Source organism: Yersinia rohdei ATCC 43380 (assembly GCF_000173775.1).
In the GTDB taxonomy this organism is placed as follows: domain Bacteria; phylum Pseudomonadota; class Gammaproteobacteria; order Enterobacterales; family Enterobacteriaceae; genus Yersinia; species Yersinia rohdei.
In genome coordinates this window covers 56,596-78,462 of record NZ_ACCD01000011.1, presented here as the reverse complement: position 1 = coordinate 78,462, position 21,867 = coordinate 56,596, and the positions used below count along the sequence as shown (strand labels likewise).

The window sequence follows — 21,867 nt, the reverse complement described above, 5'->3', positions numbered from 1 at the left end:
GATGACCCGTCTGACCAATGGATTGCCGACCCCTGTTGGGGCTCATTTTGATGGGCAAGGAATAAATTTTAGCTTGTTTACGGCGAATGCCGAGCAGGTTGAATTGTGCTTATTTGATGATAATGACCAAGAGCTGCGGATACCTCTTCCCGCTCGTAGCGGGGATATTTGGCATGGTTATCTCCCCGGAGGAAAACCGGGCCAGCGCTATGGTTACCGGGTCAGTGGGCCATTTGAACCACAACAAGGCCACCGTTTTAATCCCAATAAACTGTTGATAGACCCCTGCGCCCATGCTTTAGAGCATAAGCTCGGGGATCATCCCAGTTTGAATGGTGGGGTAAACCAGCCGGACGAACAGGACAGTGCTGCCGTCGTGCCTAAATGCATTGTGGTGCACGAAGAATATGATTGGGAGGGTGACTGCTCGCCTGCTATTCCTTGGGGCAATACCGTCATTTATGAAGCCCATGTGCGCGGCTTAACGCGATTACATCCGGATATTCCGGCTGACCTGCGCGGCACTTATGCCGCACTGGCCCATCCGGCCATAATTCGCTATTTGAAAAAATTAGGAATTACCACCCTGGAACTGCTGCCGGTGCAATTTCATGTAGATGAGCCGCGGTTGCAGAAAATGGGGTTGAGTAATTATTGGGGTTATAACGTGTTGGCCCCTTATGCGGTAGATCCGGATTATGTCTCTGGGCGTGAAGGTGTTTCTCCGCTGCGAGAGCTGCGAGATGCCGTGAAAGCGCTGCATAAAGCGGGAATTGAAGTCATTCTTGATGTGGTATTCAACCACAGTGCCGAGCTGGATATTTTTGGCCCAACGTTATGCCAACGTGGGATTGATAATGCCAGCTACTACTGGCTCACCCCCGAAGGGGAATATGACAACATTACCGGCTGCGGCAATGCATTGCGCCTTAATCAGCCTTATGTGACGCAGTGGGTTATTGATTGCTTACGCCATTGGGTTGCAAGTTGTCATATTGATGGCTTTCGCTTTGACTTGGGCACAGTTTTGGGCCGCACACCGGCTTTTGACCAACATGCGCCATTGTTTGCCGCACTGGCGGCCGATCCCTGCCTGAGTCACTGCAAAATGATTGCGGAACCTTGGGACATTGGCTTGGGCGGCTACCAACTGGGCAACTTCCCTACTGGTTTCAGTGAATGGAATGACCAATATCGTGATGCGATGCGCCGTTTCTGGCTCCGGGGTGATTTACCACGAGGGCTATTTGCTCAGCACTTTGCGGCCTCCAGCCATATTTTCGAACAGCGGGAGCGCCGGCCTTCCGCCAGTATCAATCAGATTACTGCCCATGATGGTTTTACCTTAATGGATTTACTGTGTTTTAACCAAAAACACAATCAAATCAATGGGGAAGAAAATCGTGATGGCAGCGATAACAATCTCAGTAATAATTTTGGTAGCGAAGGTTTAGTGGCGGATGAGGCTATTTGGCAGCGGCGTAAAGCTTGCCAGCGGGCCTTGCTTACCACCTTGTTGCTTTCGCAGGGAACACCGATGTTACTGGCTGGTGATGAGCATGGTCATAGCCAGCAAGGGAATAATAATGCGTATTGTCAGAATAACATCCTCACCTGGCTCGACTGGGGCAGTGCGGATTCGGCATTGATTGAATTTACCGCTGAACTTATTCGGTTACGCCAGCAAATTCCGGCCCTAATTAAAGACACATGGTGGCAGGAAGGTGATGGCAATGTGCAATGGCTGGATAGTCAGGGGCAAGCACTGAGTGAGGCGGCGTGGGAGCAGGGATGTCAGCAACAGTTACAAATTTTGTTATCTCAGCGCTGGTTGGTCGTCATTAACGCGACTGACCAAGAGTGTGTCATGCAATTACCGCCGGGGAAATGGGGGGTGGTTTCTCCTTTTGGGCCGCCAGAGCACGCGGAGCCATTAACTCGATGGCAGGGAACTGCCTATGCCGTTTGCGTACTCGAACAGAAATTTTAAGGAGTCTTCATGGTTAAGTATGAAAATAAAGATCCGCTGATGTTAGCCAGATTATTACCGAATAAATCTGTAGCGCTGATTCTGGCAGGCGGACGCGGTTCTCGGCTGAAAGATTTAACCGCAACCCGCGCAAAACCGGCGGTACATTTTGGCGGTAAATTCCGCATTATTGATTTTGCCTTATCAAATTGCTTGAATTCCGGTATCCGCCGTATTGGTGTTATTACCCAGTATCAGTCTCATACTCTGGTTCAGCATATTCAGCGAGGCTGGTCATTCCTTAATGAAGAAATGAACGAATTTGTTGATTTATTGCCCGCCCAGCAGCGCCAGAGCACGGAACAGTGGTACAAAGGCACGGCCGATGCGGTCTATCAAAATTTGGATATTATTCGCCGTTACGGTGCGGAATATATTGTCATTTTGGCCGGCGATCACATCTACAAAATGGATTATTCGCGCATGTTGCTCGACCACGTGGAGAAGGGAGCAGAATGCACCGTCGCCTGTATTCCCGTGCCGATTAAAGAGGCCACGGAATTTGGCGTGATGGAAGTGGATGAGGAATACCAGATTACCGCCTTTTTAGAAAAGCCAGCTAAACCTCCGGCTATGCCGGGGCGTCCAGATATGGCGCTGGCGAGTATGGGAATCTACATTTTCAATGCGGATTACTTATTTAAATTATTAGAAGAAGACCGGGTCACTCCGGGTTCTACTCATGACTTTGGTAAAGATTTAATCCCGAAAATTACGGAGCAAAGAGCCGCTTGGGCACATCCATTTGATCTTTCCTGTGTGACATCCAATGCAGACATGCCGCCCTATTGGCGTGATGTTGGGACACTGGATGCTTACTGGCGCACCAATCTTGATTTAGCGTCAGTGACACCGGAACTGGATATGTATGACCGCAACTGGCCAATTCGCACACATATGGAACCGCTGCCACCGGCCAAATTTGTACAAGACCGCTCTGGTAGCCATGGCATGACCATGAACTCGCTGGTGTCCGGCGGTTGCATTGTTTCTGGTTCGGTTGTGGTGCATTCGGTGCTGTTCCCACGGGTGCGGGTGAACTCGTTTTGCACCATCGACTCCACGGTTTTACTGCCTGATGTCAATGTTGGGCGCTCGTGCCGTTTGCGCCGTTGCATTATTGACCGAGCTTGCCAAATCCCTGAGGGGATGGTTATTGGGGAAAACGCCGATGAAGACAGCGCGCGTTTTTATCGCTCCGAGAGCGGAGTGGTGCTAGTGACCCGAGCTATGCTTGCCAAGTTGGCGGAAAAATAGTTACTTTGTCAGTGTCCCTATACCCCAATTAATTGGCGTTGCAGCAGGGCAGGAAACACACTTATCCCGAATCACTGGCACAAATCAGTGATTCGGGTGAGTGAGAGTAATGAACGCCGCTGCTGCGTCGAGTAAAAAGGGAAGATAAGTATCAGGAGATAGAATGCGGGTCTTACACGTATGTTCCGAGCTGTTTCCCCTGTTGAAAACAGGCGGATTAGCTGACGTGGTCGGTGCTTTACCTGCCGCCCAAATTGCTGAGGGGGCGGATGTCAGACTCTTGCTGCCGAGCTTCCCTGACTTGCGCCGTGGTATTCCTGATTCCGTGCTGGTACGGGATATTGATACCTTTGCTGGCCGTGTTTCTCTACGTTATGGCCACTATCAAGGGATTGGCATTTATCTGATTGATGCGCCGGGCCTGTATGACCGCGCGGGCAGCCCTTATCACGACCAATCTTTGCATGCTTACGCCGATAACTATCGCCGTTTTGCCTTGCTGGGGTGGATGGCGTGTGAGCTGGCCTGCGGGCTTGATGGATACTGGCGTCCGGAGGTGGTGCACGCCCATGATTGGCATGCCGGGCTGGCTTGCGCCTATCTGGCCGCTCGTGGCCGACCAGCACATTCGGTATTTACCGTCCATAATTTGGCTTACCAAGGGCTATTCTCTGCTAAACATATGGCTGAGTTACAGTTGCCTGCGGCATTTTTCCAAATGTACGGGCTGGAGTTTTATGGTCAAATTTCCTACCTGAAAGCCGGGTTATTCTTTGCTGACCATGTCACCACTGTCAGCCCGACATATGCCAAGGAAATTACGCAGCCCGCTTTTGGTTACGGCATGGAGGGGCTGCTACAGGAACGGGCTAGCCAAGGGCGCTTGACGGGGATCCTCAACGGTGTCGATGACAACATTTGGGACCCACAAAATGATGCTCTGCTGCATGCCCGCTATAATGCAGAAAACCTGCAAGAAAAAGCGGTGAATAAAGTGCATCTGCAAACCACGATGGGGTTGGAGGTGACGGAGAAGAAACCTATTTTTGCTGTTGTCAGCAGGTTAACAGAACAGAAAGGGTTAGATTTAGTGCTGGAGGCATTGCCCGATTTGCTTAAATTGGGTGGCCAACTGGCGGTATTGGGGGCGGGAGATGCCATTTTGCAAGAGGAATTCCTGGCGGCAGCGGCAGACTATTCCGGGCAAGTTGGTGTACAAATTGGTTATCACGAGGCATTTTCTCACCGAATAATCGCCGGTGCGGATGTGATTCTGGTGCCCAGCCGTTTTGAACCTTGTGGGCTAACTCAGTTGTATGGTTTGAAGTATGGCACCTTGCCACTTGTCCGGCGTACGGGCGGGTTGGCCGATACCGTGGTGGATTGCGCGCTGGAAAATCTGGCTGATGGCAGCGCCTCGGGGTTTGTGTTTGATGAATGCGATGCGCAGGCATTAGTACAGGCGATACGCCGTGCTTTTGTACTGTGGAGCCGGCCAAAACATTGGCGTCATGTTCAGCGCCATGCGATGGGGCTGGATTTTGGCTGGCAAGTAGCAGCGGCAGAATATCTGTCTCTTTATCGACGTCTTTGAGCTGCTGGTTAGTTAGAAATATGATGGCTTGTGACCACGAATTGGGGAAACCGCTATGACATCACCGTTCAGTTATACCTCACCCGTTGTCAGTGTGGATGCGCTGAAACATTCCATTGCCTATAAACTGATGTTTATTGTTGGCAAAGACCCTTCAATTGCGACTCAGCACGACTGGTTGAATGCGACATTATTTGCGGTGCGAGACCGGATGGTCGAACGCTGGCTGCGTTCTAGTCGCGCGCAATTATCACAAGATGTTCGGCAGGTTTACTATCTGTCGATGGAGTTTCTCTTGGGGAGGACGCTATCTAATGCTCTGTTATCAATGGGCATTTATGAAGATCTCGAACAGGCTTTGGATGAGATGGGGCTCAATTTATCTGAGTTGTTGCAAGAGGAAAATGACCCCGGCTTAGGTAATGGCGGGCTAGGGCGTCTGGCGGCGTGTTTCCTGGATTCGCTGGCGACATTAGCATTGCCGGGCCGTGGCTACGGCATCCGCTATGAATATGGCATGTTCAGCCAGAAAATAGTTAATGGCCAACAGATGGAGTCGCCGGATAACTGGCTAGAATACGGCAATGCCTGGGAGTTTCCACGGCACAATACCCGCTATAAAGTGCGGTTTGGTGGGCGAATTCAGCAGGAAGGCAGTAAAACCCGCTGGCTGGAAACCGAAGAAATCCTTGCTTGTGCTTATGATCAAATTATCCCCGGTTTTGATACTGACGCGACCAATACACTGCGCTTATGGTCAGCGCAAGCCAGTAACGAAATCAATCTGGGTAAATTTAACCAAGGTGATTATTTCGCGGCGGTTGAAGACAAAAACCATTCAGAAAACGTATCGCGGGTGCTGTATCCCGATGACTCGACATACTCCGGACGCGAACTGCGTTTACGGCAAGAATACTTTTTAGTGTCGGCGACGGTGCAGGATATTCTTAGCCGCCATTGGGCGATGCACCAAACCTTCGATAATCTGGCCGACAAGATTGCTATTCACCTGAATGATACTCACCCGGTGCTTTCTATTCCTGAAATGATGCGTCTGCTGATCGACGAGCATAAATTTAGCTGGATGGATGCCTGGGATGTGGTGCAGCAGGTTTTCTCCTACACCAACCACACCTTAATGAGCGAGGCGCTAGAAACCTGGCCAATTGACATGATTGGCAAGATCTTGCCACGTCATCTACAAATCATTTTTGATATCAATGACCACTTCCTCAAGCTGGTGCAGGAGCAATATCCAGGAGAGCCAGATTTACTGCCACGGGTCTCCATTATTGATGAAAATCATGGCCGACAGGTGCGAATGGCATGGCTGGCGGTAATTGCCAGCCATAAAGTTAACGGTGTTTCGGCCCTCCACTCCGAGCTAATGGTGCAGTCGCTGTTTGCTGATTTTGCCCGTATTTTCCCCAATCGTTTCTGCAATAAAACCAACGGCGTGACACCACGGCGCTGGCTGGGGCTAGCTAACCGCCCGCTGGCTGCGGTGTTAGATGAGAGTATCGGCCACAACTGGCGGACTGATTTGAGTCAATTGAGTGAGCTGGAAAAGAATCTTGATTACCCGAGCTTCTTGCGGGCGTTGCAAAAAGCCAAGTTGGAGAACAAAAAACGGCTGGCTATCTACATTGCCCAAAAGCTGAATATTGTGGTGAACCCCGCAGCCTTGTTTGATGTGCAAATAAAACGTATTCATGAATACAAACGGCAATTGCTGAATGTGCTGCATGTGGTCACTCGTTATAACCGTATTCTTGAAGCACCGGATGAAAAATGGGTGCCGCGAGTGGTCATTTTTGCCGGTAAAGCGGCCTCGGCTTATTACAATGCAAAACAAATCATTCGGCTGATCAATGATGTAGCCAAGGTGATCAATGATGATCCACGGATTAATAATCTGCTGAAAGTGGTATTTATTCCGAACTACAGTGTCAGTTTGGCGCAATTGATCATTCCGGCGGCCGATCTTTCTGAACAGATCTCGCTGGCGGGAACCGAGGCATCGGGTACCAGTAATATGAAGTTTGCACTGAATGGGGCGCTGACGATTGGCACCTTGGATGGCGCGAATGTCGAGATCCGAGAACATGTCGGTGAGGATAATATCTTTATCTTCGGTAACACCACCGAGCAGGTAGAAGCACTGCGAAATGATGGGTATAACCCGCGGAAATACTACGACGAAGACCCCGAATTACATCTGGCATTGACACAAATTGCGACCGGAACCTTCAGCCCTGGAGAGCCAAATCGCTATACCAGTTTGTTTGATTCACTCGTCAATCTGGGAGACCATTATCAATTGCTGGCTGATTATCGCAGCTATGTGGATACTCAAGATAAAGTCGATGCGCTGTATCGTCACCCTGATGAATGGACACGCAAAACCTTGCTCAATATTTCCAATATGGGGTATTTCTCTTCAGACCGGACGATTGAAGAGTATGCCAATGATATTTGGCATATTAAGCCTATTCGGCTGTAACAGTTTGCCGGTTGTAACAGTTTGCCAGCTGTAACAATTCACCGGTTGTAACAATTCACCGGCTGTAACAACTAACTCAATAATAAAAAACCCCCTTGATAAAAGGGGGTTTTAATTGATAGTTTTTAATGCGGTGGTTATCAGGAAACCAAAGAAAGTGTCTGTTTTTTCTCTGCTTGTTCGGTAGCTAACCACTGTGCAACGCGCTGTTTTTGCGCCTCATCTAAAGTCATGCCCAGTTTGGTTCGACGCCAAATGGCATCATCCAGCTCAACAACCCACTCTTTGGCAACCAAATAACGTAATTCAGCTTCATACAAGCCGTGACCGAAGTGTTCACCCAAGCTTTCGATGCTGTTGGCATCCGCTAAAATCAGCTCGCTGTGGCTACCATAAGTGCAGGCATAGCGGCGCGCCAGGGCTTCTGGTAACCAGTTATAGCGGTGGCGTAATTGCACGGTATAGGTGTCACGGTTGCCACCAATATCACCACCCGGTAATGCGCCGGTTTTCGTCCACGCCGGGCCGATATTCGGATAGTAGCCAGACAGTTTTTCCAGCGCATGTTCGGCCAATTTACGATAAGTGGTTAGTTTGCCACCAAATACTGACAACAGTGGCGCTTTACCCGCTTCATCGGCGACATCCAGTGTGTAATCGCGGGTCACCGCTTGCGGTGAATCTGATTCATCGTCGCACAGCGGACGGACACCCGAATAAGTCCAGACGATATCATCACGGCCCAGCTGCTTTTTAAAGTGGTCGTTATACACCTTCAGCAGATAACTAATTTCCTGATCATCAATCTTCACCTCTTTCGGATCGCCGTGGTATTCCACGTCGGTGGTGCCAATGATGGAATACTCGTCCAACCAAGGAATGACGAAGACAATGCGGTGGTCTTCGTTTTGCAAGATGTAAGCCTGTGGCTGATTATGCACCCGTGGGACGACAATATGGCTGCCTTTAATCAAGCGGATACCATAAGGCGATTTCAATTTTAGGCCATCATCGAAGAACTGTTTCACCCAAGGGCCGGTCGCATTGACCAAACCTTTAGCACGCCAGGTCATGGTTTTGCCGGTATTTGCATCAACGGCTTCCACCATCCATAGCCCTTGTTCACGCCATGCGCGGGTCACTTTGGTTCGGGTACGAACTTCACCACCGCGCTCGACCACTTCTTGGGCATTCAATACCACTAAGCGCGCATCATCCACCCAGCAGTCAGAATATTCGAAACCGCGCACCAGTTCCGGCTTCAATACAGATTCTGGCCCAAAACGCAGCCCTTTACTGGCAGGCAAGCTGGTACGTTTACCCAAGTGGTCATATAAGAATAAACCGGTACGAATCATCCAGGCCGGGCGTAGATGGGGCTGGTGGGGCAGGCGAAAGCGCATTGGGAAGGCAATATGGGGAGCCAGCTTCAGCAAAACCTCACGTTCTGCTAGTGCTTCGCTTACCAGACGGAATTCATAATGTTCCAAATAGCGCAAGCCGCCGTGAATAAGTTTGGAACTGGCGGAAGACGTAGCACAGGCCAAGTCTTGTGCTTCAAGCAGCAGAACGGACAGGCCACGCCCTGCAGCATCTGCAGCGATACCGGCACCATTAATGCCGCCACCGATCACAATCAAGTCTTTGGTTTCCATGCTTACTTCCTCCGGATGTTCGAAACAGCTCTTTAATGTTCGTTTTCGCTCATGATTGTAATCAAAAACCAACAAACAAGCCAAGAGTTAACCAAAAAAAAACATTCACACGTGATGGAGGTAACAGTTTTGTTATCAGGATGTGGGATGGTTTGGGTGTGCTGAGATGCTTTGGGTGTGCTGATAGGGGGGAGGTGCGTAAAGGTCGGTTGATATAGGATTAGTAATTACTTCGGCTCTTCAGCCTCAACCGCCAAAGGGGTCACAAGCGCTAGCGCAGGTATCGCTAGCCCACGACGTGCGCGCCCGCACCCTTTGGCGGTTGGTTCATCCAGGATTAGGTGGACTGTGAAGCTTTAACAACCGAACCGATCATCAAGCAAATCATCAAACAAACCAGATAACTAAAACCAAACTTGAACTACTAACATAACTCTAATTGAACTTCATGTTGCTCGATAATCTTCATCACACTGGCGGGTGGCATTTGATCAGTAAATAGGTAGTCGATTAAATTCATATTCCCCAGATTTACCATTGCGTTACGACCAAATTTGGAATGGTCGGTAACTAACATCACACAGCGGGAGTTTTCGATAATCGCCCGCTTGGTGCGAACTTCATGGTAATCAAACTCCAGTAAGGAGCCGTCCATATCAATCCCGCTGATACCCAAAATGCCGTAATCAAGACGAAACTGAGAAATGAAATCCAGTGTGGCTTCACCTATTATCCCGCCATCACGGGTGCGAACTTCACCCCCGGCAAGAATCAGCCGGAAATCCTCTTTGGCAGTCAACAATGTTGCGACATTCAGATTATTGGTCACCACTCGCAGGCCCTTATGATTCAACAGGGCGTGAGCAACAGCTTCTGGCGTGGTGCCGATATCGATAAATAAGGTTGCGCCGTCGGGGATCTGGCTCGCAACACGTTGAGCAATTCGCGCCTTTTCTTCCGACCACATCACTTTACGATCGTTATACGCGGCGTTAACTGAACTGGACGGTAATGCTGCGCCACCATGATGGCGGTGAATTTTGTTCTGGTCCGCCAAATCATTTAAATCGCGTCGGATGGTTTGTGGGCTAACGGCAAAATGTTCCACTAACTCTTCAGTGCTGACGTAGCCCTGTTGGCGTACCAATTCAATAATTGCATCATGTCGCTGCGTTTGCTTCACGATAATCCCCTAATGCGCCCTATGAATGCAGGCAGTTATTATGCGGTTTTTGCGCTATTGCGCGTATCCCAAAATGCCATCAGTAACCCAATAATCAGACCTGAAATATGAGCTGCATTAGCAATCGACAAACCTAAAATATCGAAATATCCGGCAACCAGCCAGAGAACAGAAAACGCCATTAAACCACGCGGCAAGGAGATGCCCCGCTCAGGTGCGCGTTCGCCAGTGAGCCAGACATAGCCCATTAAGGCATAAACCACACCAGACAGACCGCCAAAATTCACACCGCTAAACAGCGATTGCCCCCAGCCGCTGAATAAGGCCGAAACAAGGGTTAATACCAGCAGTTTGCCGGTGCCAAGCCGTTTTTCCATCTGCCCGGCGAGATACCACCACCACATCAGGTTAAACAGAATATGCAGCAGTGAAAAGTGCAATAAAGCATGGCTGCCCCACCGCCAAACTTGCAGATATTGACTGCTATCGCGGGGCCAGGCGAGCCAGGACATTACCGCGGCATCACCCGCAATTTGCATCAAAATATAGACGGCAATACACAGCACCATGACACCCAAGGTCAGCGGCCCTGCTTGGCTGCGAATAGTTTGGAGGTAGGAAAAACGCTGGTAAGGCAAATTAGAATGCAGATTACCCGATTGCCAACTGGCGGCCTGATAGCGCGGATTGAGCGGGTCCAGTAAAAATTGTTCCAGCTCGTGCTGTACCAAGGGCAATTGCTCATCATCGGCCAGCCAAATCTCGGCACCTTGAGTATCGGGTTTTACTTCCAGAGCCACATTGCGGGTGGCCATATAATCTACAAAAGCTTGCGCCAGACGTAGATTAGATATTGCGATTACACGAATCATTTTGCCCATTACCGTCTGTTTCCCACCGGCATGCAGCCGCAGGGTTGTTAGCTACATTCACTCACGAATCATTAACCTGAATACGTTCAGCGGGATTCGTTCTCTTGCTGCCTGGCTGCACCTGTAATGACTTTGGGCATCGGCATTATTAATGCAATCAACGCGCTTAAAAATATCACAATTAGGCTGCTCGTGGCGAATGGCTGGCTATCAGCGAGCAATAAAGGTTAGGTATTTTCATGCATAATTTCTTGTGGATAGCTTTTGGCCCAAGCTTCAAAACCACCGTCAATACTGTAAACCGCTTCAAAGCCTTGTTGGAGCAAATATTGCGCCGCACCTTTGCTGCTGTTGCCGTGGTAGCACATTACCATCACCGGCTGCTCAAAATCGGTTTGCTGCATAAAGGAATGTAAGCTGCTATTGGTCAGATGGAATGCCTCTGGCGCATGTCCGGCCTCATAACTTTGTGGATCGCGGATATCAACTAACACTGCCTGGTTTTCTTTCAAGCGGGTATGTGCCTGCTCAACACTGATTGTCTCAAACTGTTCCATTTTTTTGCCCTAATACAGGTGAGTCATATTTATACGTCATTGTAAGCGATTTTTGGTTAATAAAAACCAACAAGTTATATAGGGTTATGCTTATCACACGCGATGTTTCTATTTTATAAATTAAGGGGGTTTACAAAAGAATTTTTAGGTGTGAAGGGTAGTCTTATATGAAATAGACTCAGAGGCGTTTATTATGGGTGACATAACAACCGGGTATTTTGCCAACCACAAGTTAAATATGAATGACATAAATTCCCTTCAAAATAGTCCAGAGACTTTTAAACCTCAATTGACGATTAAAGAGGCTATTATAGATTTCGTAAGAAAGTTATTGTTTCTTGATACAAAAAGTCATGCACTATCTGATCTGAATAAGTACCTATATGAAAATCATCTAGCACATAGCCCAATAGAAATATTAACTATTTTTGATAAGCTATTGCCGGATAAAATAAAAAACAGCATGAGTTTTTTTATTCATTACGAAAACGATGATAAGAAGATAAAAAATCTGGAGATAGTTTGCAATGGTAAATTTTTAAAAATAGAACCTGAACAGTGCTGGCTCACAATAGCAGATAAAGAAATAATGGAAAATTCAGTGTTTAATATTTATGAAGTGACTGATAAAGCAAGTAATGGTTATTCTACCTATGAAAATGGTAAAGTATATAGTGAAATATCCAGAGAAGCTTTCATTAAGCATGAGGTAATTATACTTATTGATGAGTGGTTAATTGCAAATGAATATGATAAGAAAAGTTATAATGCGTTTCTAATGACTAATATATACACCAGTGAGATTGAACGGTTTGTTTTTCGAGTTGATGGTCATTCTCGATTAGATATATCCCTAAAAGGAGCTGATCATCAATTAATAATGAGTGCTCGTGCTGAATATAGTGCGCAAACAAATGCGAATGCTAGTAACTTCAAGATTAATAATCACTTTACCCTTTGTCCATATTCTGAACTAACTAATGTGATGACAAATATTGATGGTAAATTAAATGCTATCCTAAAAGGGGACTGCCGGCATTATGATCGACAAGAGCGACATGTTTATATTGAGTCAATGTTGACAGAAATAAAAAAACTAAAATTATTAGTCCAATATAATAACATCATAAGAATGATGGGGGTTGAAATAACCTCAGGCGAGGGAAGTGCCGGGTCTACTTCTCAACATTTAAGCGATATATTAAAGAGTGCAGCGTTACTTCATAATAATGAAATTGATATTGCATTTGATCGGCAACAGGCTGGTTTGATTTCTAATAATTTAGATGCGATTAAAAGAAATATAATTACTAAAAAACACGCCTCTGATAATCCAGAAGAAAGAATAAAATATATTGATTTGATTGTTAATGGACTGAGGGAAAAAGAAAGTGACTTTGTGGGTGAAGAAGTAAAAATAGAAAGAGAAAGAATTAAAAAAGAGATACGCAATATTAATATTCTTCATGAATATTGTGGGAAGACCATCGATATGAGCGAAAATATTCTAATCTAAAGAGCTAACTCATCATTATAGAACAGATAAAAAGCAGGGCGTATTCGCCCTGCGACTTAAACATATCCCATCATCTGCAATAAACGTTGCGCCTGCTGTACCGCTTCTTGACGGTGGCCGACACCCAGTTTTTGATACAAATTGCGGATATGGGTTTTAATGGTGGTGGCGGCAACATCGAGTTCACCGGCGATTTGATCATTGCTGTAACCGGAGTAAATCAGCCCCAGTACCTGCCATTCGCGTTGAGTTAACGGGCTGGTGCGGATTAATTCCGGCACTTGTGGGTGAGTTAGCAGCTTATCGACGAATATCTCATCAAAATGGGCGAATTTATGCCGATGATGCTGATTAATGTCTTTGAGGATCCGCTGGGCACGGTGCTGTTCTAACTCGGGTAAGGCATTTAGCTGAATCAGTTGCCGCAGCTGTTGTGCCATGGCTTCACCTTCAATAACAAAGTGGCTGATAAAACCGGTACGATTAGCTAATGATAGTGATTCAATCAGCGTTTTTTGCGCCTCACTTTTACGTTCTGTTTGCCAGTAAAGTGTGTTACTTAACAATAGATTACGATTAAGGTCACTGGTTAGTCGCAGGCGGCGGGCGTTCTCATTGAGCTCATCCAGTACCACTTCTGCTTCATTGTAGCGGCCCAACATAATCTGTATTCGGGCAATATTACGCCACTGACCCTGTAAAAAGTGATTATCGGCCATCCCTGGTTTTTCCGCCTGACGTAACCAGTTAGCTGCCGCGACTTTATCTCCGGTCATCTGCCAGTGAATGACCCGTGGTTTGTCAGCATTGGTTATCCAGTCGAGGTGATACTGGCTGCCGTGTTGTAGCGCCTCGCAGCGCTGAATATACATATTGGCGTTATCCAAGTCCCCACGGGCGAGAGAACATTTTGCCAACATCCCCAGGCACTGTAATTGTTGCTGTGGCTGGTAGTTAACTAATATTGCAATCCCTTTGCGCGCGGCTTCTTCGGCTTCATCCAGCCGTGACCATGACCAAAGCACCTGAGAGCGAATACGCAGCAAGAATTCATGCATTGGTAACTGTTCAAGATGCTGTTCATTAATTAATTCAAAGGCTTTATCTTGGGTCTCATAGGCCGCTTGCAGGAATCCTTGAGCAATCAGAATCTCACTTTGTTGCAATAAAGCCCATAATGCATAGTGATAGGCTTCGTGGCGGCGAGCCATTTGTTCAGTTTGCTGCATCATCGGCAGCGCGCGACTAAGCTCCCCTTTGCAATGGTGAACTTCTCCGGTGACAGAGGTGGCGACAATCCGGCTGTAGAAGTTAGCCATCGGCAGAATTTTCAGTGCATCTGCCGCCAGTTTTTCTGCTTCATCCGGTTTGCCAGCATTGATAGCAACCTGGGCGCGCAGCGCATTAAATTCAGCGCGTAAAATCTCATCGATAGGGATTTTCCTGTCCAACATGGCCGATTCTGCCCGTTCAAGCAGGGTATTTACTTCACCATAGCGATGTTGGCTTTGCGCCAGCCAGGCCTGCAATAATGCCAGTTCAGGGTTTTGTACCAATAAAGAATAAGGCAGCGCGACCAAACATTGTTCCAGCAACGCCAGTTCGCTGTGATTAAACAGCGCCCAAGCATGTTGCAGCAAAATATCACGTAGCATACCGACATCACCGGAGGCCAATGCGTGGTGAATAGCTTCGGCGGGATAGCCCAGCGCCATCCAGCCCTCAGCGGCGGCATGGTGTAATTCCGGGAGTTCCAGAGCCAATTCCCATTGGCAGCGCTGACGTAAGAAAGTGGCAAATAATGGATGGAAACAGAACCATTCGCCACTATCATCCATGCGATGAATAAATAATCCTTGCCGCTCTAATTCCTCCAGCCGCTGCTGACCATTATCTTCACCGGTCAGGCGGACAATCAGCGCATCATTCATGGAACGTAATACTGAGCAGCGCAGCAGAAAGGCGCGGGAATCACTATCAACCTGATCCAGCACCTCATCAACCAAATAATCTGACAAATGGCTGGCATTCAGCCCCGCCAGACGTTTTGCCGATTTTTGTGCCGAGGAGTTTGGCTGACGTGAGGATAGCGCGATCAGCTGTAACGCCGTCGCCCAACCTTCAACCTCATCACAGAGCCGGCTGCTATCACCTTGTTCCAGTGGCACAGATAAGCGGCATTCGAAGAATTGCTGGGCTTCCTGATGATTAAATGCCAACTGTTGCATCCCCAGCTCCAGCAACTGGTCGCGCACCCGCAGGTTAGCAATACCCAGAGGTGGCAAGGTGCGGGAGAGCAGGATTAAGGTTAAATTTTCTGGCTGATGGCGCAGGAAAAACCGCATTGCTTCATGAATGGCGTCATTGGTAATCAGATGGTAATCATCAATAACCAGATAAAGCGGGCCGTGCCAATCAGACAGCTCAATAAATAATTGTGCAAACAGAGCAGAAAGGTTGGCGTATTGATGTTTTTGGCTCAGCGCTTCACTTTTACTGCAATGACCGCCGGTGGCCAATTGGGCGGCGGCAATCAGATAGCTGGCAAAACGTTCCGGCTGATTGTCACTTTCATCCAGAGAATACCAGCCGAGATCAGACTGGTCGGCGGCCCACTGCGCTATCAATGTGGTTTTACCGTACCCAGCTGGGCAATTTATTAATGTCAGGCGATAATTTGCTACACCGGATAACTTAACCAACAGACGGTCGCGTATCACGGTATTTTGCAGCCGTACCGGGCGGCTTAGTTTTGAGGGGATCAGCATACTGTGTCCGGTTTAAAAGAGATCCGGTGAAAAGACGTCCTGACGGTTGTTATGTCCATTTGTAGTGAAATGTTACAGGCATTCATAAGAGTAATTATTTTTAGCCTCGTAATTAATCAGCACTGCTAAGGTCTGATAACAGCCATATTAATGCAATAAAGATAATGTTTCCTATGGCTGTAAGTTGCACCGGATCACAATTTTAGCTACGCCCTGCAACTCATCCCCAGCTAAGCCCCTGGCAGGATGATGCTCTTGTCCGCGCTCATTGGCAGGATAAGGGTAAAATTACCCAACTCACAGGATAGAGACTTCCCTATGTCACAGCCTATGCTTAAAAAGGACGATTTTCTGGCCGCACTGACCCGCCAGTGGCAGCGCTTTGGCTTAACCTCTGCTCAGCAAATGACCCAACACCAATGGTGGGAAGCGGTTAGCGCAGCTTTAGCTGAGCAGTTAGCGGCTCAGCCCGCGCCAGGTAAAACCAAAAAGGTACAGCGCCATGTTAACTACATTTCGATGGAGTTTTTAATTGGTCGTTTAACGGCAAATAACCTGATTAACCTGGGGTGGTATGACCAAGTGGAGGCTCTGCTGGCTGAACAGCAGATTAACCTGAGTGACCTGCTGGAGCAGGAAACCGACCCGGCATTGGGTAATGGCGGCTTAGGGCGTCTTGCGGCCTGTTTCCTGGATTCAATGGCGACAGTTGAGCAACCGGCCACCGGTTATGGTCTGAATTATCAATACGGTTTGTTCCGCCAATCTTTCAGTGAATGTAAACAACAGGAAGCGCCGGACAATTGGCAGCGCGAGAGCTACCCGTGGTTCCGCCACAATGCCGCCCTGGCGGTAGATGTCGGTTTTGGTGGCAAGCTGGAGAAACAGGCCGATGGCCGCCAATTGTGGCGTCCGGACTTTAGCATTCGTGGTGAAGCTTGGGATTTACCGGTGCTAGGTTTTCGCAATGGTGTCACTCAGCCGTTGCGTTTATGGCAGGCGACCCATCAGCATCCATTTGATTTAACAAACTTTAATGACGGAAAGTTCCTGCTGGCAGAACAAAAGGGTGTTGAAGCAGAAAAACTGACCAAAGTATTATATCCGAATGATAATCATCTGGCCGGCAAGCGCCTGCGGTTGATGCAGCAATATTTCCAGTGCGCCTGTTCTGTTGCCGATATCTTGCGAAAACACCACCTGGCCGGCCGTAAATTAGCTGAATTGCCAGACTATGAAGTGATTCAGCTGAATGATACCCACCCAACTATCGCCATTCCTGAAATGCTGCGCGTGTTGCTGGATGAGCATCAGCTAGATTGGGATGCGGCCTGGGCTATCACCAGCAAAACCTTTGCCTATACCAACCATACTCTGATGCCAGAAGCGCTGGAGTGCTGGGATGAAAAACTGGTGCGCAGCTTGCTGCCACGCCATTTTGTTATCATCAAGCAGATCAATGCGCAGTTTAAGAAGTTGGTCGCCAAACAATGGCCGGGGGATGACAAGGTGTGGGCCAAGCTGGCAGTGCACCATGATAAACAGGTGCGGATGGCGAATTTATGTGTCGTCAGCGGCTTTGCCGTCAATGGCGTAGCACAGTTGCATTCTGATTTGGTTATCAAAGACTTGTTCCCTGAATACTACCAATTATGGCCGAATAAATTCCATAACGTTACTAATGGTATTACCCCGCGCCGGTGGTTGAAGCAATGTAACCCGGCACTCTCTACTCTGATTGATGACACGCTAAAAGTAGAATGGGCGAATGATTTAGATGCATTAGCGGGGCTTGAGCCTTTTATCGCGGATAAAGCCTTTTGCCAGCGCTATCAGCAAATCAAATATGACAACAAAGTTAAGTTGGCTGAATATGTTAAGCGCGTAATGGGGATAACCATTAACCCGGATGCCATCTTTGATGTGCAGATCAAGCGGTTACATGAATATAAACGCCAACATTTGAACCTGTTGCACATTCTTTCGTTATATCGCCAGATTCGTGACAATCCGAACTTGGATATGGTTCCGCGTGTTTTCCTGTTTGGGGCGAAGGCCGCGCCGGGTTATTATTTAGCCAAGAATATAATCTATGCTATTAATCAGGCCGCTGAGAAGATCAACAATGATCCGATCGTAAAAGATCGCCTGAAAGTGGTCTTTATCCCAGATTACCGTGTTTCGGTTGCGGAATTGATGATCCCAGCGGCAGATGTGTCTGAGCAGATTTCAACCGCCGGTAAAGAAGCCTCCGGTACCGGTAATATGAAATTGGCCCTGAATGGGGCACTAACCGTGGGCACATTGGATGGTGCTAACGTAGAAATTGCTGAACAAGTAGGCGATGAGAATATCTTTATTTTCGGCAATACTGTTGAGCAAGTGAAAGCCATTCTGGCCAAAGGCTATCAGCCGAAAAAATATCTGAAAACTGATAAACACCTGAAGAGTATTCTGGATGAATTAGCCAGCGGGGCATTCAGCGACGGTGATAAACACGCATTTGACATGATGCTGCATAGCTTGTTGGAAGGGGGCGACCCTTATCTGGTATTGGCTGATTTTGCTTCATATTGTCAGGCTCAGAAGCAAATCGATACCCTGTACCGCGATAAGGATGAATGGACTCGCCGTACCATCCTTAACACTGCCCGGGTAGGGATGTTCAGTTCTGACCGTTCAATTCGCGATTACCAACAGCGAATCTGGCAAGCCAAACGTTAAGGAGAAGACTGCATGGATCGTAAATCGCTCGATCAAGCAGCAACACTGGCAGGAATATCTGCCAGCTATATTAATGCGCATGGTAAGCCGCAAGCTATTTCGCCGGAAACTAAGCAGCAATTATTGGCGGCGATGGGGCGCTTGCATGCGCCCCAGGAGACTCAGGTAGAAAAAGCCCCATTACCGGTCGTGAAAATCTTTACTTTTGGCAGCCCAATGCAGTTGCCAATGGCGGGTTCGGGCGATTATCACTGGCAGCTACAAACCGAAAAAGGTGAATTACATCAAGGGCGTATCAGTGCCAAAAAAACGCTAACATTGCCGGCATCTTTGCCGCAAGGTTATCACCGTTTGGTACTGGAGCAGGGCTTACAACAGTGGCAGTGCTCAGTTATTGTAGCGCCAAAACGTTGCTATGAGCCAGATGCCTTGCTGGCAGGGAAAAAGCTCTGGGGCGCTTGTGTGCAGCTTTACACCCTGCGTTCTGAACATAACTGGGGTATTGGTGATTTTGGTGATTTAAACCAGATGCTGGAGCAGGTCGAAGAGCGCGGCGGGGCCTTTATTGGCCTCAATCCGATTCATGCGCTGTATCCTGCTAATCCACAAAGTGCCAGCCCTTATAGCCCCTCATCCAGACGTTGGCTGAATGTGATTTATATCGACGTAAATCGCGTGGATGAATTTAAGCACAGTGAAGCCGCACAACTCTGGTGGCATAAGCCACAGACACAAGCCAGCTTGGCCAGTATCCGGGCCAGCGAATGGGTTGATTATCCGCAGGTTATGCAGCTGAAATTAACTGCATTGCGTTTGGCATTTCCTTTGTTTACTGCCCGCAAAGCAAAAGATACCCGGATGCAGGCATTTCATAAGTTTGTTGAGCAAGGCGGCAGTAGCTTGCATCAACAAGCCGCTTTTGATGCCCTTCATGCCCATTTAAGTGAAAATGACCCCATGATGTGGGGCTGGCCAGTGTGGCCGGAAAAATATCGTAATGGTCACAGCAGTGCTGTGGCTGAGTTCTGTCGCGAGCATGTGCAGGAAGTGAATTTCTATCTGTGGCTACAGTGGTTGGCCGCCAGCCAGTTTGATGACTGTTTCCGCGCCAGCCAATCGCGCAAAATGCCACTGGGTTTATACCGTGATTTGGCGGTTGGTGTGGCGGAAGGCGGGGCTGAAACCTGGTGTGATCGCGAATTATATTGCCTTAAAGCCTCCGTGGGGGCACCGCCTGATATTTTAGGGCCTTTGGGTCAGAATTGGGGGTTGCCACCAATGGATCCGCACGTCATGGTGGCCCGTGCTTATCAGCCTTTCATTGATTTGCTGCGCGCCAATATGACCAGTTGCGGCGCGCTGCGTATTGACCATGTAATGGCTTTATTGCGCCTCTGGTGGATACCTTATGGCCAGACTGCTGATCACGGCGCTTATGTAAAATATCCGGTGGATGATCTGCTGGCGATATTGGCTCTGGAGAGTCAGCGCCACCACTGCATGGTGATTGGCGAGGATTTGGGCACAGTTCCGGTAGAGATTGTTGGCAAGCTGCGCGACAGCGGCGTGTATTCCTACAAAGTGCTGTATTTTGAGCATGACAGTGAGAACACCTTCCGTGCGCCGCAATCTTATCCGGTACAAGCTATGGCCACCATTACGACCCATGACTTACCGACATTGCGCGGTTATTGGCAAAGTGATGATTTGACGCTGGGGAATAAGCTGGGGCTCTATCCGGACCAACAGATATTGAAACAGCTTTATCTGGATAGAGAGCGCGCGAAGCAAGGTTTGCTGGAAGGGCTGCATCATTATGATTGTGTGCCAAAGAAAGTGGGCCATAAGGCATCGTTGCTGGCAATGAGCCCGGTGCTTAATCGCGGATTACAGCGTTATGTTGCGGACAGCGCCAGCGCGCTATTAGGTTTACAGCCAGAAGATTGGTTAGATATGGCAACGCCGGTCAACATCCCTGGAACCAGTGATGAATATCCTAACTGGCGGCGCAAGTTAAAAGTAAGCTTGGAAGAGATGTTTGCCGACAGCCAGGTTAATCTTTTATTGAAAGATTTGGATAAGCGGCGCAAGAAGGTTTCTGCGGGGTAATCTAAATACTATTTGATGTGACTTTAGGGTGAGTAATCGCCCTAAAGTGACTGACAAATCTGTTTTATAGAACAGTGAGTGAAGGGTTTACCGCACTTACGAGCACTTCGGCAGCTCACGCCGCTACGACCCAAACGTGATGTTTTTCCCTTCATTTGATATCTAACTTTGCCAGTATTGAAAAAACGATTAGCCAAAGTCATTGGTGTTACAGCAAGGCAGCAAACGAACAAATCCCGATGAGCTTATTGATGTAAGCCAACTACAGGCCAGCAATTCGGGTGAGTGAGAGTTGCTAACACCGCGGTAGAGCTGAGGATGCGGGCTAATGAGTCATGTGAAAACGATTAGCCAAAGTCATTGGTGTTACAGCAAGGCAGCAAACGAACAAATCCCGATGAGCTGACCAAGGTCAGTGATTCGGGTGAGTGAGAGCCGCTAACACCGCTGTAGCACCAAGGACGCAGGATAATTAGTAGTAAGAGTGCTCGCCGCGCTGATGCTCGGTCAAATCCCTGACACCCTTCAATTCTGGGAATTTCTGCAACAGTTCTTTCTCGATGCCTTCTTTCAACGTCACATCGACCATAGAACAACCGTTACAGCCACCGCCAAATTGCAGGATAGCCAGTGCATCTGGCGTTATTTCCATCAAGGTCACACGACCGCCGTGACCCGCTAATTGTGGGTTAATTTGTGATTGCAGCACATATTCAACTCGCTCCATCAGCGGTGCTGTGTCATCCACTTTACGCATTTTGGCATTCGGTGCTTTCAGGGTTAGCTGAGAACCTAGCTGGTCAGTAACAAAGTCAATTTCAGCATCTTCCAGATAAGGTTTGCTGAGTTCATCAATATAAGCTGACAACTGTTCAAATTTCAGTTCAGTATCTGTTGCTTCAACCGCATCCGGTGGGCAGTAAGACACACCGCACTCAGCGGTTGGGGTACCCGGATTGATAACAAATACACGGATTTGGGTGCCTTCTTCTTGATTTGCCAACAGTTTGGCAAAATGAGATTGTGCTGCGTCTGTTATTGTGATCATGGCATCTGCTCAATAGTTGACTATTCTTGTCGGTTATAATACGCCCATTGTT

The 21,867-nt window shown here is 48.1% G+C and carries 13 protein-coding genes; 7 read left to right on the top strand and 6 right to left on the bottom strand.

From position 1 onward, the window contains the following. Window position 1: 1 nt before the first annotated feature. From glgX to glgP, 4 genes are all read left to right on the top strand, one after another. Window positions 2–1,990, top strand: a complete 1,989-nt coding sequence (glgX, locus tag YROHD0001_RS08740; RefSeq protein ID WP_004714740.1) for a glycogen debranching protein GlgX — start codon at window positions 2–4, stop codon at window positions 1,988–1,990. A 9-nt stretch (window positions 1,991–1,999) separates the two neighbouring features. Beyond that, window positions 2,000–3,286 (top strand): glucose-1-phosphate adenylyltransferase, encoded by a 1,287-nt coding sequence (gene glgC, locus YROHD0001_RS08745; protein WP_004714739.1) that lies wholly within the window; start codon window positions 2,000–2,002, stop codon window positions 3,284–3,286. 163 nt (window positions 3,287–3,449) lie between these two features. After that, window positions 3,450–4,880 carry a glycogen synthase GlgA gene (gene glgA / locus YROHD0001_RS08750; protein ID WP_032816916.1) on the top strand — a complete coding sequence of 477 codons (1,431 nt, stop codon included), beginning with the start codon at window positions 3,450–3,452 and terminating at the stop codon, window positions 4,878–4,880. 55 nt (window positions 4,881–4,935) lie between these two features. After that, on the top strand, window positions 4,936–7,383 hold the full coding sequence (glgP, locus tag YROHD0001_RS08755; protein ID WP_004714737.1) for a glycogen phosphorylase: 2,448 nt from the start codon (window positions 4,936–4,938) through the stop codon (window positions 7,381–7,383). A 140-nt stretch (window positions 7,384–7,523) separates the two neighbouring features. Here glgP and glpD read toward each other — a convergent pair whose 3' ends face one another. From glpD to glpE, 4 genes are all read right to left on the bottom strand, one after another. Further along, window positions 7,524–9,038, bottom strand: a complete 1,515-nt coding sequence (glpD, locus tag YROHD0001_RS08760; RefSeq protein WP_004714735.1) for a glycerol-3-phosphate dehydrogenase — start codon at window positions 9,036–9,038, stop codon at window positions 7,524–7,526. A gap of 424 nt (window positions 9,039–9,462) precedes the next feature. After that, window positions 9,463–10,221, bottom strand: a complete 759-nt coding sequence (locus YROHD0001_RS08765) for a DeoR/GlpR family transcriptional regulator (protein WP_004714734.1) — start codon at window positions 10,219–10,221, stop codon at window positions 9,463–9,465. A 38-nt stretch (window positions 10,222–10,259) separates the two neighbouring features. Continuing rightward, window positions 10,260–11,093, bottom strand: coding sequence for a rhomboid family intramembrane serine protease GlpG (glpG, locus tag YROHD0001_RS08770; protein WP_032816934.1), 834 nt, complete (start codon window positions 11,091–11,093; stop codon window positions 10,260–10,262). A 227-nt stretch (window positions 11,094–11,320) separates the two neighbouring features. Beyond that, window positions 11,321–11,650 carry a thiosulfate sulfurtransferase GlpE gene (gene glpE, locus YROHD0001_RS08775; RefSeq protein WP_004714731.1) on the bottom strand — a complete coding sequence of 110 codons (330 nt, stop codon included), beginning with the start codon at window positions 11,648–11,650 and terminating at the stop codon, window positions 11,321–11,323. A gap of 193 nt (window positions 11,651–11,843) precedes the next feature. On the opposite strand from glpE, the gene YROHD0001_RS08780 reads away from it, so the two are divergent. Next, window positions 11,844–13,166, top strand: coding sequence for a hypothetical protein (locus tag YROHD0001_RS08780; RefSeq protein ID WP_032816914.1), 1,323 nt, complete (start codon window positions 11,844–11,846; stop codon window positions 13,164–13,166). Window positions 13,167–13,222: 56 nt separating this feature from the next. Here YROHD0001_RS08780 and malT read toward each other — a convergent pair whose 3' ends face one another. Continuing rightward, window positions 13,223–15,934: an HTH-type transcriptional regulator MalT gene (gene malT, locus YROHD0001_RS08785; protein WP_004714729.1), complete on the bottom strand. Its 2,712-nt coding sequence runs from the start codon at window positions 15,932–15,934 to the stop codon at window positions 13,223–13,225. A gap of 318 nt (window positions 15,935–16,252) precedes the next feature. On the opposite strand from malT, the gene malP reads away from it, so the two are divergent. Together malP and malQ are read left to right on the top strand one after the other, a co-directional pair. Further along, on the top strand, window positions 16,253–18,658 hold the full coding sequence (malP, locus tag YROHD0001_RS08790) for a maltodextrin phosphorylase (protein ID WP_032816913.1): 2,406 nt from the start codon (window positions 16,253–16,255) through the stop codon (window positions 18,656–18,658). A gap of 12 nt (window positions 18,659–18,670) precedes the next feature. Next, complete coding sequence (malQ, locus tag YROHD0001_RS08795; protein WP_004714727.1) at window positions 18,671–20,767, top strand: 4-alpha-glucanotransferase; 2,097 nt, start codon at window positions 18,671–18,673, stop codon at window positions 20,765–20,767. 472 nt (window positions 20,768–21,239) lie between these two features. Here the strand turns inward: malQ and nfuA are convergent, their stop codons facing one another. Then, the gene (nfuA, locus tag YROHD0001_RS08800; RefSeq protein WP_004714726.1) at window positions 21,240–21,815 is read right to left on the bottom strand and encodes a Fe-S biogenesis protein NfuA; all 576 of its coding nucleotides are present in this window, start codon (window positions 21,813–21,815) and stop codon (window positions 21,240–21,242) included. Window positions 21,816–21,867 lie beyond the last annotated feature (52 nt).

What these genes read in the sequence shown, in the direction of transcription:
- glgX (WP_004714740.1), top strand. Translation starts at nt 2, where the DNA reads ATGACCCGTCTGACCAATGGATTGCCGACCCCTGTTGGGGCTCATTTT.
- malP (WP_032816913.1), top strand. Translation starts at nt 16,253, where the DNA reads ATGTCACAGCCTATGCTTAAAAAGGACGATTTTCTGGCCGCACTGACC.
- glgC (WP_004714739.1), top strand. Translation starts at nt 2,000, where the DNA reads ATGGTTAAGTATGAAAATAAAGATCCGCTGATGTTAGCCAGATTATTA.
- glpD (WP_004714735.1), bottom strand. Translation starts at nt 9,038, where the DNA reads ATGGAAACCAAAGACTTGATTGTGATCGGTGGCGGCATTAATGGTGCC.
- malT (WP_004714729.1), bottom strand. Translation starts at nt 15,934, where the DNA reads ATGCTGATCCCCTCAAAACTAAGCCGCCCGGTACGGCTGCAAAATACC.
- nfuA (WP_004714726.1), bottom strand. Translation starts at nt 21,815, where the DNA reads ATGATCACAATAACAGACGCAGCACAATCTCATTTTGCCAAACTGTTG.
- glgA (WP_032816916.1), top strand. Translation starts at nt 3,450, where the DNA reads ATGCGGGTCTTACACGTATGTTCCGAGCTGTTTCCCCTGTTGAAAACA.
- glgP (WP_004714737.1), top strand. Translation starts at nt 4,936, where the DNA reads ATGACATCACCGTTCAGTTATACCTCACCCGTTGTCAGTGTGGATGCG.
- malQ (WP_004714727.1), top strand. Translation starts at nt 18,671, where the DNA reads ATGGATCGTAAATCGCTCGATCAAGCAGCAACACTGGCAGGAATATCT.
- YROHD0001_RS08780 (WP_032816914.1), top strand. Translation starts at nt 11,844, where the DNA reads ATGGGTGACATAACAACCGGGTATTTTGCCAACCACAAGTTAAATATG.
- glpE (WP_004714731.1), bottom strand. Translation starts at nt 11,650, where the DNA reads ATGGAACAGTTTGAGACAATCAGTGTTGAGCAGGCACATACCCGCTTG.
- glpG (WP_032816934.1), bottom strand. Translation starts at nt 11,093, where the DNA reads ATGATTCGTGTAATCGCAATATCTAATCTACGTCTGGCGCAAGCTTTT.